At 66.3% G+C, this 12,823-nt stretch carries 14 protein-coding genes; 6 read left to right on the forward strand and 8 right to left on the reverse strand.

What is annotated here, in order from left to right; all coding sequences use genetic code 11:
• Nucleotides 1-186: 186 nt before the first annotated feature.
• Together LGY53_RS22060 and LGY53_RS22065 are read left to right on the forward strand one after the other, a co-directional pair.
• Nucleotides 187-903: an HNH endonuclease family protein gene (locus tag LGY53_RS22060; RefSeq protein WP_225728589.1), complete on the forward strand. Its 717-nt coding sequence runs from the start codon at nucleotides 187-189 to the stop codon at nucleotides 901-903.
• Between the two features lie 35 nt (nucleotides 904-938).
• Complete coding sequence (locus LGY53_RS22065) at nucleotides 939-1,163, forward strand: hypothetical protein (RefSeq protein WP_225728590.1); 225 nt, start codon at nucleotides 939-941, stop codon at nucleotides 1,161-1,163.
• 6 nt (nucleotides 1,164-1,169) lie between these two features.
• Here the strand turns inward: LGY53_RS22065 and LGY53_RS22070 are convergent, their stop codons facing one another.
• Both LGY53_RS22070 and LGY53_RS22075 read right to left on the reverse strand, forming a co-directional pair.
• Nucleotides 1,170-2,186 carry an NAD(P)-dependent alcohol dehydrogenase gene (locus tag LGY53_RS22070; RefSeq protein WP_225728591.1) on the reverse strand — a complete coding sequence of 339 codons (1,017 nt, stop codon included), beginning with the start codon at nucleotides 2,184-2,186 and terminating at the stop codon, nucleotides 1,170-1,172.
• A complete protein-coding gene (locus LGY53_RS22075; RefSeq protein ID WP_225728592.1) occupies nucleotides 2,183-2,629 on the reverse strand; it encodes a hypothetical protein in 447 nt (148 codons plus the stop codon). Before LGY53_RS22075 ends, LGY53_RS22070 begins: the two co-directional genes overlap by 4 nt.
• Nucleotides 2,630-2,762: 133 nt before the next feature.
• Between LGY53_RS22075 and LGY53_RS22080 the strand changes: the two genes are divergently transcribed.
• Nucleotides 2,763-3,575 carry a helix-turn-helix domain-containing protein gene (locus LGY53_RS22080; protein ID WP_225728593.1) on the forward strand — a complete coding sequence of 271 codons (813 nt, stop codon included), beginning with the start codon at nucleotides 2,763-2,765 and terminating at the stop codon, nucleotides 3,573-3,575.
• Nucleotides 3,576-3,650: 75 nt separating this feature from the next.
• Here the strand turns inward: LGY53_RS22080 and LGY53_RS22085 are convergent, their stop codons facing one another.
• From LGY53_RS22085 to LGY53_RS22110, 6 genes are all read right to left on the reverse strand, one after another.
• A complete protein-coding gene (locus tag LGY53_RS22085) occupies nucleotides 3,651-4,571 on the reverse strand; it encodes a LysR family transcriptional regulator (RefSeq protein ID WP_225728594.1) in 921 nt (306 codons plus the stop codon).
• Nucleotides 4,572-4,605: 34 nt separating this feature from the next.
• On the reverse strand, nucleotides 4,606-5,805 hold the full coding sequence (locus tag LGY53_RS22090; protein WP_225728595.1) for an NAD(P)/FAD-dependent oxidoreductase: 1,200 nt from the start codon (nucleotides 5,803-5,805) through the stop codon (nucleotides 4,606-4,608).
• Nucleotides 5,806-5,984: 179 nt separating this feature from the next.
• Nucleotides 5,985-7,193 carry an FAD-dependent monooxygenase gene (locus tag LGY53_RS22095; RefSeq protein ID WP_225728596.1) on the reverse strand — a complete coding sequence of 403 codons (1,209 nt, stop codon included), beginning with the start codon at nucleotides 7,191-7,193 and terminating at the stop codon, nucleotides 5,985-5,987.
• Between the two features lie 181 nt (nucleotides 7,194-7,374).
• Nucleotides 7,375-8,037, reverse strand: coding sequence for a PadR family transcriptional regulator (locus LGY53_RS22100; RefSeq protein ID WP_225728597.1), 663 nt, complete (start codon nucleotides 8,035-8,037; stop codon nucleotides 7,375-7,377).
• 58 nt (nucleotides 8,038-8,095) lie between these two features.
• Nucleotides 8,096-10,129 (reverse strand): MDR family MFS transporter, encoded by a 2,034-nt coding sequence (locus tag LGY53_RS22105; RefSeq protein ID WP_225728598.1) that lies wholly within the window; start codon nucleotides 10,127-10,129, stop codon nucleotides 8,096-8,098.
• An 88-nt stretch (nucleotides 10,130-10,217) separates the two neighbouring features.
• Nucleotides 10,218-10,847 carry a TetR/AcrR family transcriptional regulator gene (locus LGY53_RS22110; RefSeq protein WP_225728599.1) on the reverse strand — a complete coding sequence of 210 codons (630 nt, stop codon included), beginning with the start codon at nucleotides 10,845-10,847 and terminating at the stop codon, nucleotides 10,218-10,220.
• A 148-nt stretch (nucleotides 10,848-10,995) separates the two neighbouring features.
• On the opposite strand from LGY53_RS22110, the gene LGY53_RS22115 reads away from it, so the two are divergent.
• The 3 genes from LGY53_RS22115 to LGY53_RS22125 are packed head-to-tail and all read left to right on the forward strand — an operon-like array spanning nucleotide 10,996 to nucleotide 12,741.
• A complete protein-coding gene (locus LGY53_RS22115) occupies nucleotides 10,996-11,871 on the forward strand; it encodes an oxidoreductase (RefSeq protein ID WP_225728600.1) in 876 nt (291 codons plus the stop codon).
• Nucleotides 11,872-11,920: 49 nt separating this feature from the next.
• Nucleotides 11,921-12,373, forward strand: a complete 453-nt coding sequence (locus LGY53_RS22120; protein WP_167472557.1) for a transcriptional regulator — start codon at nucleotides 11,921-11,923, stop codon at nucleotides 12,371-12,373.
• Nucleotides 12,370-12,741 (forward strand): DUF3817 domain-containing protein, encoded by a 372-nt coding sequence (locus LGY53_RS22125; protein ID WP_374111212.1) that lies wholly within the window; start codon nucleotides 12,370-12,372, stop codon nucleotides 12,739-12,741. Before LGY53_RS22120 ends, LGY53_RS22125 begins: the two co-directional genes overlap by 4 nt.
• Nucleotides 12,742-12,823: the final 82 nt, after the last annotated feature.

A 12,823-nucleotide genomic window follows, 5' to 3' on the forward strand; every position in this document is an offset into this window, starting at 1 on the left:
AATCCGCCGCAGCAGCGCCGATCACAAGCTGTGCCGAACGTCATATCCGGCAATGACTTCCGGCCACGCCGCCACCAGGTACCTTGACGCCCGGTTCTTTTCGGATGCGATGAGGTTGGGGCAGTACAGATGAGGTTTGCGCCGCGACGGATGCGGCGGGCGATCGCCGTATGCACTCCTATTCTCTTGGCCGTCCTCATAACCGTCGTCTACGCCCTCGTCGAAGCGCGCAAGGACACCGACGGCCCGGCGCCCCGCACCCCGGACACCGCGATCTCCCGCCGGGACATCACCGACCTGCTGACCAAACTCGCTGTCGCGCCGGAGAATCCGATGACCGGCTACAGCAGGGAGAAGTTCCCGCACTGGGATCTCAACAAGCCGGAACACGGATTCGGCGCCGAATACGCGCAGTACGCCAAGTGCACCACCCGCGACGTGATGCTGCTGCGCGATGCCACCGGCTCGGTCCGCCTCGATCCGAAAACCTGCGAACTGTCGATCGGCCGCGGCGGCGGCTGGCGCGATCAGTACGGCGTCATCGACCGCAAGACCGGCCAGGTGGGGCCGTACAAGTGGATCACCGACCCGTCCGGCGTCGACGCCGAACACATTGTCCCGCTGGCGGAGGCGTGGCGTTCCGGCGCCGACACCCGCGACGACGACACCCGCCGCCGGATCGCCAACGACGCACTCAACCTCGTCGCCTCCGATCCGTCGGCCAACAGGTCGAAGGGTGACCAGGACGCGGCGAATTACCTGCCGCCCGGCAACTTCCGGTGTGCCTATGTCGGCCGGTATGTCCAGGTCAAAGTAAAATACGCGCTGAAGATCGACTCCGCCGAACAGACCGCGCTGCGTGCCGCGGTCGACGATTGCGTCAAGCGAGGAGCGTTCAAATAGCCGACATCATCGAGCTTTCCACCACGGCAGCCGTCATGACCGACGAGGAGGGGACGGTTTCCGGTGACCTCGATGTCACCATCGACGGGGCGGGCCGCGGCCTGGTCCGCTATCGCGAGACCGAAACCTGGCTCACCATCGGCAATCTCGCGGGCGACCCGGCCCGCACCTGGACCGCCGCCGCGGAATTGGCGGCCGCTATCGAAGCGACGGCCGGAATGCGCGACACCGCAGGCAACACCGTGCCTTTCGAGGCATGAACACGCTCACATCGTGACGATCACCTTGCCGAACGGATTCTCGTCACGGAAGTAGCGATAGGCCTCGACCGCCTCGTCGAACGAGAACTCCCGATCGATCACCGGACGCATCCGATGCTCGGCCATGGCGGCATTCATGGCCTCGAAATCGGCGCGGCTGCCGACCGCGATCTTCCTGATCGACAGGTATTTATCGCCGAATAGGTCACCGCCGGTGGCGTTTTCGCCGGTCGGCATGGCGCCGATCATGGTGATCCGCGCGTTGTACGCGCCCGACCGCACCGATTTCGCCACCGTCGACATGCCCACCGCGTCCACCACATGATCGACGCCGTCGCCGTCGGTGAGTTCCAGCACCCGCCTTTCCCAGTCCGGATGCTCGGCCCGCACCACCACCTCGTCGACGCCGAGCTTGCGCAGCCGCTCGGCCTTGCGCTCGGTCGAGGTTATCGAAATAACCCGCCCACCAAGGAGTTTGCCGAATTGCGCGGCGAAGATCGCGACGGTTCCGGTGCCGACGGTCAGCACCGACTCATCGGGCCGCACCGGAACCGGTTTGGTGAGCGCGGCCCAGGACACCACACCGGCGCAGGTCAGCGACGCCGCCTCCGCATCGGTGAGGTATTCCGGCACGTGCACCACCGAATCCTCTTCCAGCAGTGCGTAAGTGGCGAGCATGCCGTCGAAGTTGGCGCCGTACTGCTGGCGGACGTGTGCCAGCCGCTGTGGTCCGTCGATGTAGTGCGGGTAGTAGGCCGCGGTGACCCGGTCGCCGAGCGCGGCCCGAGTCACCTTTTCGCCCACCGCGACAACCACCCCGACACCATCCGACAGCGGGACGATTCCCGGCTCGGCGGGCAGCGGATAGGTGCCGTCCATCAGCATCAGATCTCGCCGGTTGAGGCTCGCCGCCCGCACCTCGATCACCACCTGATGCGGCCCCGGCTCCGGCCGTGACTGCGGCCGGGTGCTCAATCCCGCGAGGTCGCGCAGCGGTTCGAGGTGATACGCAACGCCTTTCATCGCACATCCTCGATGTACTGGTGGCAGGTGAGCACGCGGCCCTGCGCGTCGAGTCCGAAGACGTCGTAGCCGCCGCCCGCCTTCGCGCCGTCGGCCCGCGTCACCATCTTCCAGTGCAGACCGATCAACCCGGTGGGCAGATTGGTCGCCGGTTCCTCGGGCTCGAAGACGTATTCGCCAGGTGCGATGAACATTTCGTACGCCCGGGTCACCCGGCGCTCCATCGCCTCCTGGCCGTGCACCGTCAACGGCGGCGCCGGAATCGCCAGGCTCGCGGCCTGTTCCCGCATCTCCACCGGCGGATCGACGAGCACTTGCACGCCGTCCGCGGCCCAGACCTCGCGAACCCGCTTGTGCCGTAACGCCGGATCCGCCTCATTCCATATCGCGACCCAGCGCTGCGTGAAGTCCGCCAGCTCGCCATCGGTGTATTGCTTGCTCATGCCGACGAGTTTGGCCACGGGACGCCGAGGTCCGCGATTCCCTCGAGGGAATACCCGAGGCCCCGCCGAGAATGCGGTTCATCATTCCCTCCAGGGAATAGCACTGTGCCCGCCGGCGGTTTCTACTGGAATCATGACGACAGCGCTGCACCCAAACGGCTTCGCGAAACAGCTGCGGCACTGGCGCACCCTGCGCCGGGTCAGCCAGCTGGATCTGGCCATTCGCGCCGACACCAGCCAGCGCTACCTGAGCTTCCTGGAGCAGGGGCGGTCGCACCCGGGCCGCACCATGGTCATCCGGCTGGCCGAATCGCTGGACCTTTCGCTGCGCGAACGCAATGCGCTGTTGCTCGCCGCCGGTTACGCGCCGATCTTCCCGGAATCGGATTTCGACAAACCGGAGCTGGCTCCGGTGCGCGACGCACTGCGGACGATCCTCGACGGACACCTCCCCTATCCGGCGATCGTCGTTCGCCCGCACGGCATCCTGCTCGCCGCCAATGCCGCATTCGACGTGTTCACCGAGGGCGCCGCACCGGAATTGCTGGAACCGCCGATCAGTATTCTGCGGCTCGCACTGCACCCCGACGGACTGGCCAAGCGGGTACTCAACCTGCCGGAATGGGGCAGGCACATCACCGAGAACCTGCGCGCCCGCGCGCTGCGCAGCCCGGATCCGGAACTCGACGAACTCATCGCCGAGCTGGAAGGCTATCTGCCGGAACTGAATCCGGGTCCCGACCACCTCGGCTTCGCGGTGCCGCTGCGGTTGCGCGGCGACGACGGTGAACTGCGCCTGATCACCACCTTCACCTCGTTCGCCACCGCGGCCGACATCACGCTGAACGAGCTGTTCCTGGAGGCCTTCCTGCCCGCCGATGCGCAGACCGCGGCCATCCTCCGCGTCCGCGCCGAGCGCCGATCCGACAGCGCGCTACTGAATTGACCACGCGCGCAAGATAATCCGCCTTCGAATTGCCGAATTGGCACTCTCCCAAGGGCAGTCCACCGCCGAGACAACTCACCAGGAACGCCCGGCCGTGAGCAGCCGCCGCGCGACCAGCTCCACATGCGGTCGCACAACCGTGCCCGGCCGCCGCACCAGAAACCCGGTATTGATCGGCGGATCCTCCGGCTCCAGCAGTGGAACCAGTGCGCCGCAAGCTAATTCGTCCGCGCATAGATAACGCGGCAGCACGCTGATCCCGCCGCCCGCGACAACCGCCGACCGCACCGCCCGCAGATCCGCGACCACGACGGCCGCGGAACGGGTGAGCCGCACGCCGAACACATGCCGCCAATACCGCCGCAGTATCGGCATATCCGGCGCGTAGCTCACCAGCGGAAGGTCAGCCAGCAGCGCGGGCCCCTCCCGGCTCAGCCGCGCGAGATCGACCCGCGCCGCCGTATCGGGCGCGGCCACCAGCACGAATTCCTCGTCGCTGAGCGGTTCCGCGACGACGGCCCGCCCGCGCGGCCGGACCGTCGACACCACCAGGTCGAGTTCGCCCGCCCGCAGCTCGATCAGCAGTTCCTCCGACAATCCGGCCGTGACGTGTAACCGAACGCCATCCGAAACGAGCGGGGCGAGCACCGGAACGGCTTGCACCGCAAGCATTTCCGCGGGACCACCGAGCCGCACCGGCGGTTGCCCGGCCGGTGCGGCCCGCCGACCGCCCACCGCAAGCTCGAGCAGATCGAGCGGTTCGGCCACCCGCGCGGCCAATTCGTCGGCCGCCGCCGTCGGCGCGACCCCGCGCGGCAACCGTTCGAACAGCCGATAGCCGAGCCGCTTCTCCAGCGCCTGCAGCTGGGCGGTCACTGTGGGTTGGGAGAGCCCGATCAGCCGCGCGCCCGCGGTGATCGAACCGGCGCGGTGGACGGCGAGGAAGGTGCGCAGTTGGTTCAGATCCGGACTGCCATCGGAATTCCTATCGGCCACGGCGGCAGTCTATTCGCTATCGAATAACGCGGCGTCAGGCGGCCAGTTCCTGCTGCACGGGCGCATCCCAGTCGATCCGATAGCTCTGTTCGTCCCGCGTCACCTTCTGGGCGCTGGCCATCCGCATAAAGATCGGCATGACCTTCGGCATCACCATTCTGGCGATCGGTCCCAGCGTCTTCTGATGATTCATCTGCGCACCGCGGGCGGCGATCTTCTCCACCCGGGCCCGGCGCAACCGCTCGTAGGCGGCGAACGCCGAGGCGGCATCCGGCAGGTCGCGCAGGCACCGGGCCAACTGGACGGCACTTTCGATGGCCAGCGACGCGCCCTGACCCGTGCTGTTGGACGGCGCGTGCACCGCATCGCCCACCAGCACCATCCGGCCCCGGTGCCAGTGCGGCACCGACGGCATGATGTGCAGGCCACCGATGGTGATCAGGTTCTCCGCCGTTGTGGCACGGGCGAATTCACCACCGGGGGTGTCATCGCCGTAGAACTCCCGGATCAACCGCAGCCAGTGTTCGGCGGGTTTCGCCTTGGCCTGGGCCAAGGTCAGGTACTCCCGGTGCGGCGGGTTGACGGCCCAGACGATCTTGCCGTCGGCCGTCGGCCAGTACAGGTAATACGCCTTCTTGCCGAATACGAAGTACATGCTCTCCGGCTCCACGTCGACGTCGACATCGACGGTGGCGCCGAATGCGAGCATGCCGGTGTAGTTCGCCCCCGGCGCCTGCGGGTCGATCAGCGTCCGCACGATCGAGTGGATGCCGTCCGCGCCGATGAGCACATCGGCGGTGGCCGTGCTGCCGTCGGTGAAGTGCGCGGTGATCCCCGAGGCGTGCTCCTCGACGCCATCGATGCGTTTGCCGTATTCGATCGGCACACCCGCATCCGCTGCCCGCTGGTGCAGTACCCGGTACAGATCGCTGCGGGTGACCGATCGCAGCGGTTCGATCCCGTCGACCGGTGGCAATTCGATTTGCTTGCCGCCCAGCACCATGAACTGCCGCCGCGCCGGTTCCGACACCGCCCGGAACGCGTCGCCCGCACCGATGACATCAAGTGCCGCAATGCCATTGGCGGCAAGCCCGAGCCCGCCGCCGACGCCGAGCGATTCGTGCGGGTAACTCTCGTAGATTCGCGCATCGATGCCCGCCTGGTGCAGGGCGGTCGCGGTGACGGGTCCGGCAATACCGCCGCCGATGACGATCGCGGAACGTGCCTTGGACATGGTTGTGCTCCAATCGTTTTCGAATTTCCAGAGCCGAATCCGAACACGCCACGCGCCGACGATGGCCGGACTTCAGCCGGATACGCGCGAATTGAATTCGGAGAATTTCGGCGGTGTTGCGGCACCGCCGTTTTCGGTAGCCGGTCGTGCCGTACGCACGACCGGCCACCGCAGCGTGATCAGGCCGCGGCCAGCTCCCGCTGCACCGGGACGTCCCAGTCGATGCGGTAACCCTGTTCGGCCCGCATGGTCTTCTCGATATTCATCATCTTCATCGCCAGCGGCATGAAGACCGGCATGATCTTCTTGGCGACCGCCCCCGGCGCCTTGCTGTGGTTGATCTTCGCGGCCCGCGCCGTGATGCCCTCCACCCTGTTTCGCCGCAGCCCGACATAGGCGGCGAAGGCCGACTCCGGATCGGCGAAATCGCGCAGGCAGCGGGCCAGTTGGATCGAGCTCTCGATCGCCAGCGACGCACCCTGACCGGAACTGTTGGACGGCGCGTGCACCGCGTCGCCCACCAGCACCATGCGGCCGCGGTACCAGTTCGGCACCGGCGGCATGATGTGCAGCGCACCCTGCGTCTGCAGGTTTTCCGCCGTTGTGCGCCTGACGAATTCGCCTGCCGGATGGTCCGCACCGTAGGTCTCGCGGAGCCGGCGCAGCCAGTGCTCGGCCGGAACCGACCTGGCCTCGGTCAGCGTCATGTACTCGTGCGGCAGGTTGATACCCCAGGAGATCTTGCCGTTCCCGTGCAACCAGTACAGGTAGTAGGCGTTCTTGCCGTAGGTGAAGTACATGGTCTCCGGCTCGAGCTCGATCCCGCTGCTGTCGAGGTATACGGCGAAACCGACCATGCCGGTGTATCCGGCGCCGGGCGCCTTCGGATCGATCAGGGTGCGCACCGTCGAACGAATGCCGTCGGCGCCGATCAGCACGTCGGCGGTGGCGGTGCTGCCGTCGGCGAAGTGTGCGGTGACGCCCTCCGGATGTTCGTCCACCCGCACGAGCCGCTTGTTGTACTCGAAGGTCACGCCCTCGGCGACCGCACGATCGTGCAGCAGCTGATGCAGATCGCTGCGATCGACCGCGCGCAGCGGTTCGAAGCCGAATTCGGCGCTCTGCGGCATCGGCATCCGCCGGTCGCCGAGGACCATGAACCCGTGCGAGATCGGTGTCGCGACCGCACGCAACGCATCGCCCGCGTCGATGACGTCAAGTGCCGCAACGCCATTCGGGGCCAGCGCGAGGTTGCTGCCGATACCGAAGGCCGGTCCGGGATATGCCTCGTACACCCGGGCATCGATATCGGCCATCCGCAATGCGGTCGCGGTGACGGGTCCGGCGACACCGCCGCCGATGACCAGGGCAGTTCTTACAACGGACATGGTGATTTCCAATCGTGTTCGGTGTTGGTAAACCCGAACCGACCCACGCGTCACCCACCCAGTTATCCTTTGGTTGCCAGCCTTGTAGCCGGGTGCGCGCACGCGGACGCGGTTCGAGACGGTTCGATCGGGCTCGGCGCCGGTGTTGCCGCACCTGCGCCGGGTCCGATTTCTCGGTTGTTCAGGAGCTATCCCGCTCCGCGGCAAAACTCCTCTCCGCTTGCTCGACCATGCCTGGCGGCGGTAAGCCGTCGACATGGAACTGCCGCCACTGGTCGACACCAGGGAAGCTGCCGTCGACCAGTTCCTTCCGCAGTGCCTCGGCCCAGTTCGCCTCGGCCTCCAACATCGCTATCCGGTATTGGTTTTCGACGATGAACAGCCTCGGCAGATCGTCTCGCAGCAGCTGGTCGATCTCCGCGGTCTCGGCCTCGATGGTGCGGCGCAGCGCCTCGATCCGGCTGCCGAGCAGGTCGATCACATCGTCCGGCGGGATGGTGCTGAGCAGCGACAGTCCCGCGACGAACCGGAGCTGTTCGGGTTCGGGCTCGGCGAGCACTTCCCTGGTCCAATCGAAGAGTTCGGCGCGCCCCGCCTCGGTGATCTGGTAGATCGTCCGTTCCGGCCGGGCGCCCGCCCGCTCGCTGCCGACGATTTCCAGGAAACCCGCCTTGCGGAGGTTGTCGACAACGGTGTAGAGCGAACCCCATTTGACGCCCATATCGCGGTCTTTTCCGAACGCTTTGAGCATGGTCGCGATCTCGTATCGGTGCATCGGCCGCATGATCACGACACCTAATACCGCGAGCGCCATCAGATTGTTGACCTTGCGCTTCTTGGCCATATACACCTCCTCATTGCTCGTCTACGAATATACGTGGACGAGTATTGGAGTGCAAGGCTCAGATCCGGGCGGATTCCCGGTCCCTGGACTCCTCGTCGAGCAGCTTCGTCGCGATATTCTCCAACGCCCGGTCGAGCAAAGCACGGTCGTCCGGATCGGTGAGATCCCAATCGTCGAGCCGGTCGTCCAGCCAACGCCGCCACGCCGCGTGCACCCGGTCCACCTCGACCTTGCCGGATTCGGTGAGCAGCAGCCGATCCCCTTCGCGCGCAACGTATCCCGCACTCGTCACCTGGTCGTAGACCGGTTCGATGATGTCGTCGGGCAGTTTGTGCGCGTGCGCGATCGCATCCAAGGTCGCCGCGCCCCGAATCCGGTTGTGCAGATACACCTGTCCGAGCGCCCAGACCTGCCCGCGGGTGAGTTCCGAACCCGCGCGGTCGAGGATGTCCGGCCCGAATTCGCCCTCCGCCCGCGCCTTTCGCATCGTCGCGGCGACGGCACGCTCCAGTAGCACCACCCGGTCCGGCGAGTCGGGCACCGAAAACCCCTCGCCCAGATCGCCTGCCACCGATTTCGAACTGTCCCGCAGCGGCACCTGCTTCAGCAGCCAGGACACCAGGAAGCCCAGAACCGCAACCGGCACAACCCATTTGAAGACATGATCGATGGTCAGCGCATAGGCGTCGATGATCGGATTCGCCAGCTCCGGTGGAAGCGCCCGCAGCAGTTGCGGATTCGCCGCCGCGGCCGGGGGCACCACCCGAACGCCGGTGAGCGCCTCGGTCAGATTCGGCTTCAGCTGGTTGCTGTATAGGGTGCCGAAAATCGCGGTGCCGAACGTACTTCCGAGTGTGCGGAAGAAGGTGACACCGGAGGTCGCGGTGCCGAGCTGCGCGTACGGGACAGTGTTCTGCACGACGATCGTCAGCACCTGCATGGTCAGGCCGATGCCGAGCCCGAGGATCAACATGTAGAGCGATTCCCGCCAGAACCCGGTGTCGCGGCCCATCGTCGACATCAGATAGAGCCCCACGGACATCACCGCGGTGCCCACGACCGGAAAGTACTTGTAGCGCCCCGTCGTCCCGACGATCTGCCCGGACAGGATCGATGTGGTGAACAGGCCGACCACCAAGGGCAGCGTGCGCAATCCCGACAGCGTCGCCGAAACCCCGTCCACATACTGCAGATACGCGGGCAGATAGGTCATCGCGCCGAGCATCGCGAACCCGACGATGAAGCTCAGGATCGAACAAACCGTGAACACATTGCTGCGGAACAGACCCATCGGCAGCATCGGTTCCTTCGCCCGCAGCTCCGCGACGACGAACGCGACGAACAGCACGGCGGCGCCGATGAACAGCCCGATGATCGTCCTGGAACCCCACGGATACTCCTGCCCGCCCCACTCCAGCGCGAGTATCAGGCAGGTGGTGGCCAGTGCCACCAGCGCGATACCGGCGTGGTCGACGATCGGCCGGATCGTCGAGCGCACCGCCGGAATGGCCCGCGCCGCGATCGCGATCATGACCACCGCGAGCGGCACATTGACGTAGAAGCACCAGCGCCAGCTCGCGTGGTCGGTGAAAAGGCCGCCGAGCGTCGGTCCGATCACCGTGGTGACGCCGAAGACCGAGCCGAGCGCGCCGGTGTACTTGCCGCGCTCGCGCATCGGGATCACATCGGCGATCAACGCCATCGAGGTCACCATCAACCCGCCGCCGCCGAAACCCTGGATGGCGCGGGCGATCACCAGCAGCGTCATGCCGTGCGCCAGGCCGGCGATCATCGAGCCGGCGATGAAGATGACGCCGCTCAGCTGGAAGACCAGTTTGCGGCCGAACAGGTCACCGAATTTGCCGGCGAGTGCGGTGGCGATGGCCTCGGCGAGCAGATATGAGGTGACCACCCAGGCCATATGCCCGGCCTCGCCGAGATCGGCGACGATGGTCGGCAGCGCCGTCGACACGATGGTCTGGTCGAGCGCGGCCATCAGCATGCCGAGTGAGACGGTGACGAAGACGATGTTGATGCGGGCCCGGCTCAGTGGCTCGGTGGCCTTGTCGGCAACAGCAACGGCACTGGTCATCGCCCCAGTATGGGCCGTGACCTGCGCAGCCACCGGCCAGCGACACGGGCGGCGGGGACGGCGCCGCCGCTACTTCGGCAGATCGGGCTCAGGGGAATTCGATCAGCGCGATCGCAATCGGGACGAGCAGGTCGACCAGATCCGCCACCGGTGGGCGCGGATCGGCGAGCAGCCATTCGTGACTGAGCCCGTTCACCGCGCCGATGAGCGCGCTTGCCGCCCAACCGGCTCCGCCGCGGGTCCGGCCGCCGGGGGCGACGGCGGGCACGATCAGCGAGTCGAGCAGACCGCTCCAGGCGTGCCTGCGTTCGCGGCGGTGTCGCTCCATCCGTTCGCTGACCCCGACCACCTCGACGAAGGCGACCTTGGCTCGGTACGGATCCGAGCCCATCGACTCGAGGAATGCGGTGATCAGCGCGGTCAGCCTGGTGTGCAGATCCTCGCCGGGCGGCAGCGCGGTGAGCGCGGCGTATATCGCGGCGGCGGCCTCGTCCTGGATCCGGTCGTACGCGGCGACCAGCACGTCCTCGCGGGTCTGGAATTCCTCGTAGAACTGGCGCTTGGACAGTCCGGCGGCCGCGCACACATCGGCCAGCGAACAGGCCGGATAGCCGCGTTCGGCGAAGATCCTGGTGGCCGCCTCCAGAAAGCGCACCCGGCGCTCGGCCTTGCGTTCCACCACGGCCCGCCCGCCGTACTGCCTGCCAACGATCGTCACGCCGTTCACGGTATCGGAGTACTGGCGAGTTACCCTGCAGCGACTGAGATCCGAGTCACGCAATCACCGCATTGTTGTCTGGGACAATTGATAGTTAGATGTGCTAATAACTCTTCCACCCCAACTTACCCCAGAGTAAGGTTGCCATATGGCGTGGAAACCAGCAGAGATCCCGGACCAGACCGGGCGCAGCTTTGTCATCACCGGCGCGAACGGCGGCCTTGGCGCGGAGACCACCAAGGTACTCGCCGCCAAGGGCGCGACCGTCATCATGGCCTGCCGCAATACGAAGAAGGCACAGGAGGTGGCCGACGCCATCCCCGGCGACGTCCGGGTGGCGGCCCTCGATCTGGCCGACCTCGCCTCGGTGCGCGAATTCGCCGGGCAGACAGGCGAATTCGACGTCCTCATCAATAACGCCGGCCTGATGAACATTCCGTTCTCCCGCACCAAGGACGGCTTCGAAACCCAGTGGGGCGTCAACCATCTCGGCCATTTCGCGCTCACCGGCCTACTGCTCGACAAAATCGGCGACCGGGTGGTCACCCTGGCCAGCATCGCGCACAAGCAGACCCCGAAGCTCTGGATCGACGACCTCAATTACGAACACCGCCGCTACCAACGCAACCTCGCCTACGCGCAGGCCAAACTGTCGAATCTGATGTTCGCGCGAGAACTGCAGCGGCGACTGGCCGAATCCGGATCGACCAAACGCTCGTACGCCGTGCATCCCGGCGTCTCGGCGACCGACCTGTTCGCCAGGACCGAGACACCGCTCGACTACATCAGCAAGCCGTTCATCCGGCTGATCGGCCACGCACCCGCCAAGGCCGCGCACTCCACGCTATTCGCCGCGACCATGCCCGACGCGGATCCGGACGTCTACTGGGGGCCGACCCGCTGGTTCCAGAGCCAGGGACCGGTCGAACCGTCACCGTCCAGCAAGCTGTCGCAGAACCGGGAGCTGTGGCGGCGGCTGTGGGAGATCTCCGAGAGCATGACCGGCGTCACCTACAAATTCTGACCTCGACCTGCCCCTACGTACCGTGTAGTAGACGGGTACCGTAGTAGTCGTGTCCGCTTCACCCCGCCGCTCGGCACACAATCGCCCGGCCCTCATCGCGCTGGTGATCGTGGCCGCCCTCGCCTGCCTCGGGCTGGGTTGGTGGCAGTGGCAGCGGTTCGAATCGTCCAGCGGCACCGGCCAGAACCTGGGGTACGCCCTGCAGTGGCCGCTGTTCGCCGGGTTCGCGGTATTCGCCTACTTCCGGTTCGTACGGTTGGAGTCCGAGGCCGAGCCGGATGCCGAGCAGCCCGCGCCGCGGCCGACGAAACCCGCGAAACCCGTTGCGCCGCGCGAGATTCCGGCAGGCCTACTGCCCGAGCGCCCGAAGGCCGCGCGCGACGAGGATCCCGTACTCGCCGAATACAACAGGTATCTGGCCGAGCTACACGCCAAGGATATGGACGTGCGGGTCCGCGACGCGGGCCTGCACGCCGACCGTCCCGAGAGGAGCGCCGGTTGACCGCCAGCGAGCACCAGACCGCCACCGCGCCGACGAAAACCGCCGCGGCCCAACCGAATACCGCGAAGATCGCGAGTGCGCTGCTGCGCTACCGGGTACTCGCCTGGACCACCGGCCTGTGGCTGCTGCTTCTGACCGGTGAGATGATCGCCAAGTACGGATTCGGCGTGCACACCCCCAACTGGATCGCCGTCGTGCACGGCTGGGTGTACTTCGTCTACCTGCTCACCGCCGCCGACCTCTCGGTCAAGGTGCGCTGGCCGATCATGCGAACCGTCGGCACCCTGATCGCCGGAACCATCCCGCTGCTGTCGTTCTTCGTCGAGCACTGGAACGCCGCGAAGGTCAAGCGCGACTTCAACCTCTGAGTGCCCTAGTGTTCTGCGCCTGAAATTCGTTGCAAATATCGTGCGAGGGAGTCGAGGATTTCCTCGGCTGTCTTGCGCCAGA

Source organism: Nocardia sp. JCM 34519.1, assembly GCF_020361265.1.
Taxonomy (GTDB): domain Bacteria; phylum Actinomycetota; class Actinomycetes; order Mycobacteriales; family Mycobacteriaceae; genus Nocardia; species Nocardia arthritidis_A.

What these genes read in the sequence shown, in the direction of transcription:
- LGY53_RS22100 (WP_225728597.1), bottom strand. Translation starts at nt 8,037, where the DNA reads ATGGCCAAGAAGCGCAAGGTCAACAATCTGATGGCGCTCGCGGTATTA.
- LGY53_RS22065 (WP_225728590.1), top strand. Translation starts at nt 939, where the DNA reads ATGACCGACGAGGAGGGGACGGTTTCCGGTGACCTCGATGTCACCATC.
- LGY53_RS22105 (WP_225728598.1), bottom strand. Translation starts at nt 10,129, where the DNA reads ATGACCAGTGCCGTTGCTGTTGCCGACAAGGCCACCGAGCCACTGAGC.
- LGY53_RS22095 (WP_225728596.1), bottom strand. Translation starts at nt 7,193, where the DNA reads ATGTCCGTTGTAAGAACTGCCCTGGTCATCGGCGGCGGTGTCGCCGGA.
- LGY53_RS22075 (WP_225728592.1), bottom strand. Translation starts at nt 2,629, where the DNA reads ATGAGCAAGCAATACACCGATGGCGAGCTGGCGGACTTCACGCAGCGC.
- LGY53_RS22070 (WP_225728591.1), bottom strand. Translation starts at nt 2,186, where the DNA reads ATGAAAGGCGTTGCGTATCACCTCGAACCGCTGCGCGACCTCGCGGGA.
- LGY53_RS22090 (WP_225728595.1), bottom strand. Translation starts at nt 5,805, where the DNA reads ATGTCCAAGGCACGTTCCGCGATCGTCATCGGCGGCGGTATTGCCGGA.
- LGY53_RS22115 (WP_225728600.1), top strand. Translation starts at nt 10,996, where the DNA reads ATGGCGTGGAAACCAGCAGAGATCCCGGACCAGACCGGGCGCAGCTTT.
- LGY53_RS22080 (WP_225728593.1), top strand. Translation starts at nt 2,763, where the DNA reads ATGACGACAGCGCTGCACCCAAACGGCTTCGCGAAACAGCTGCGGCAC.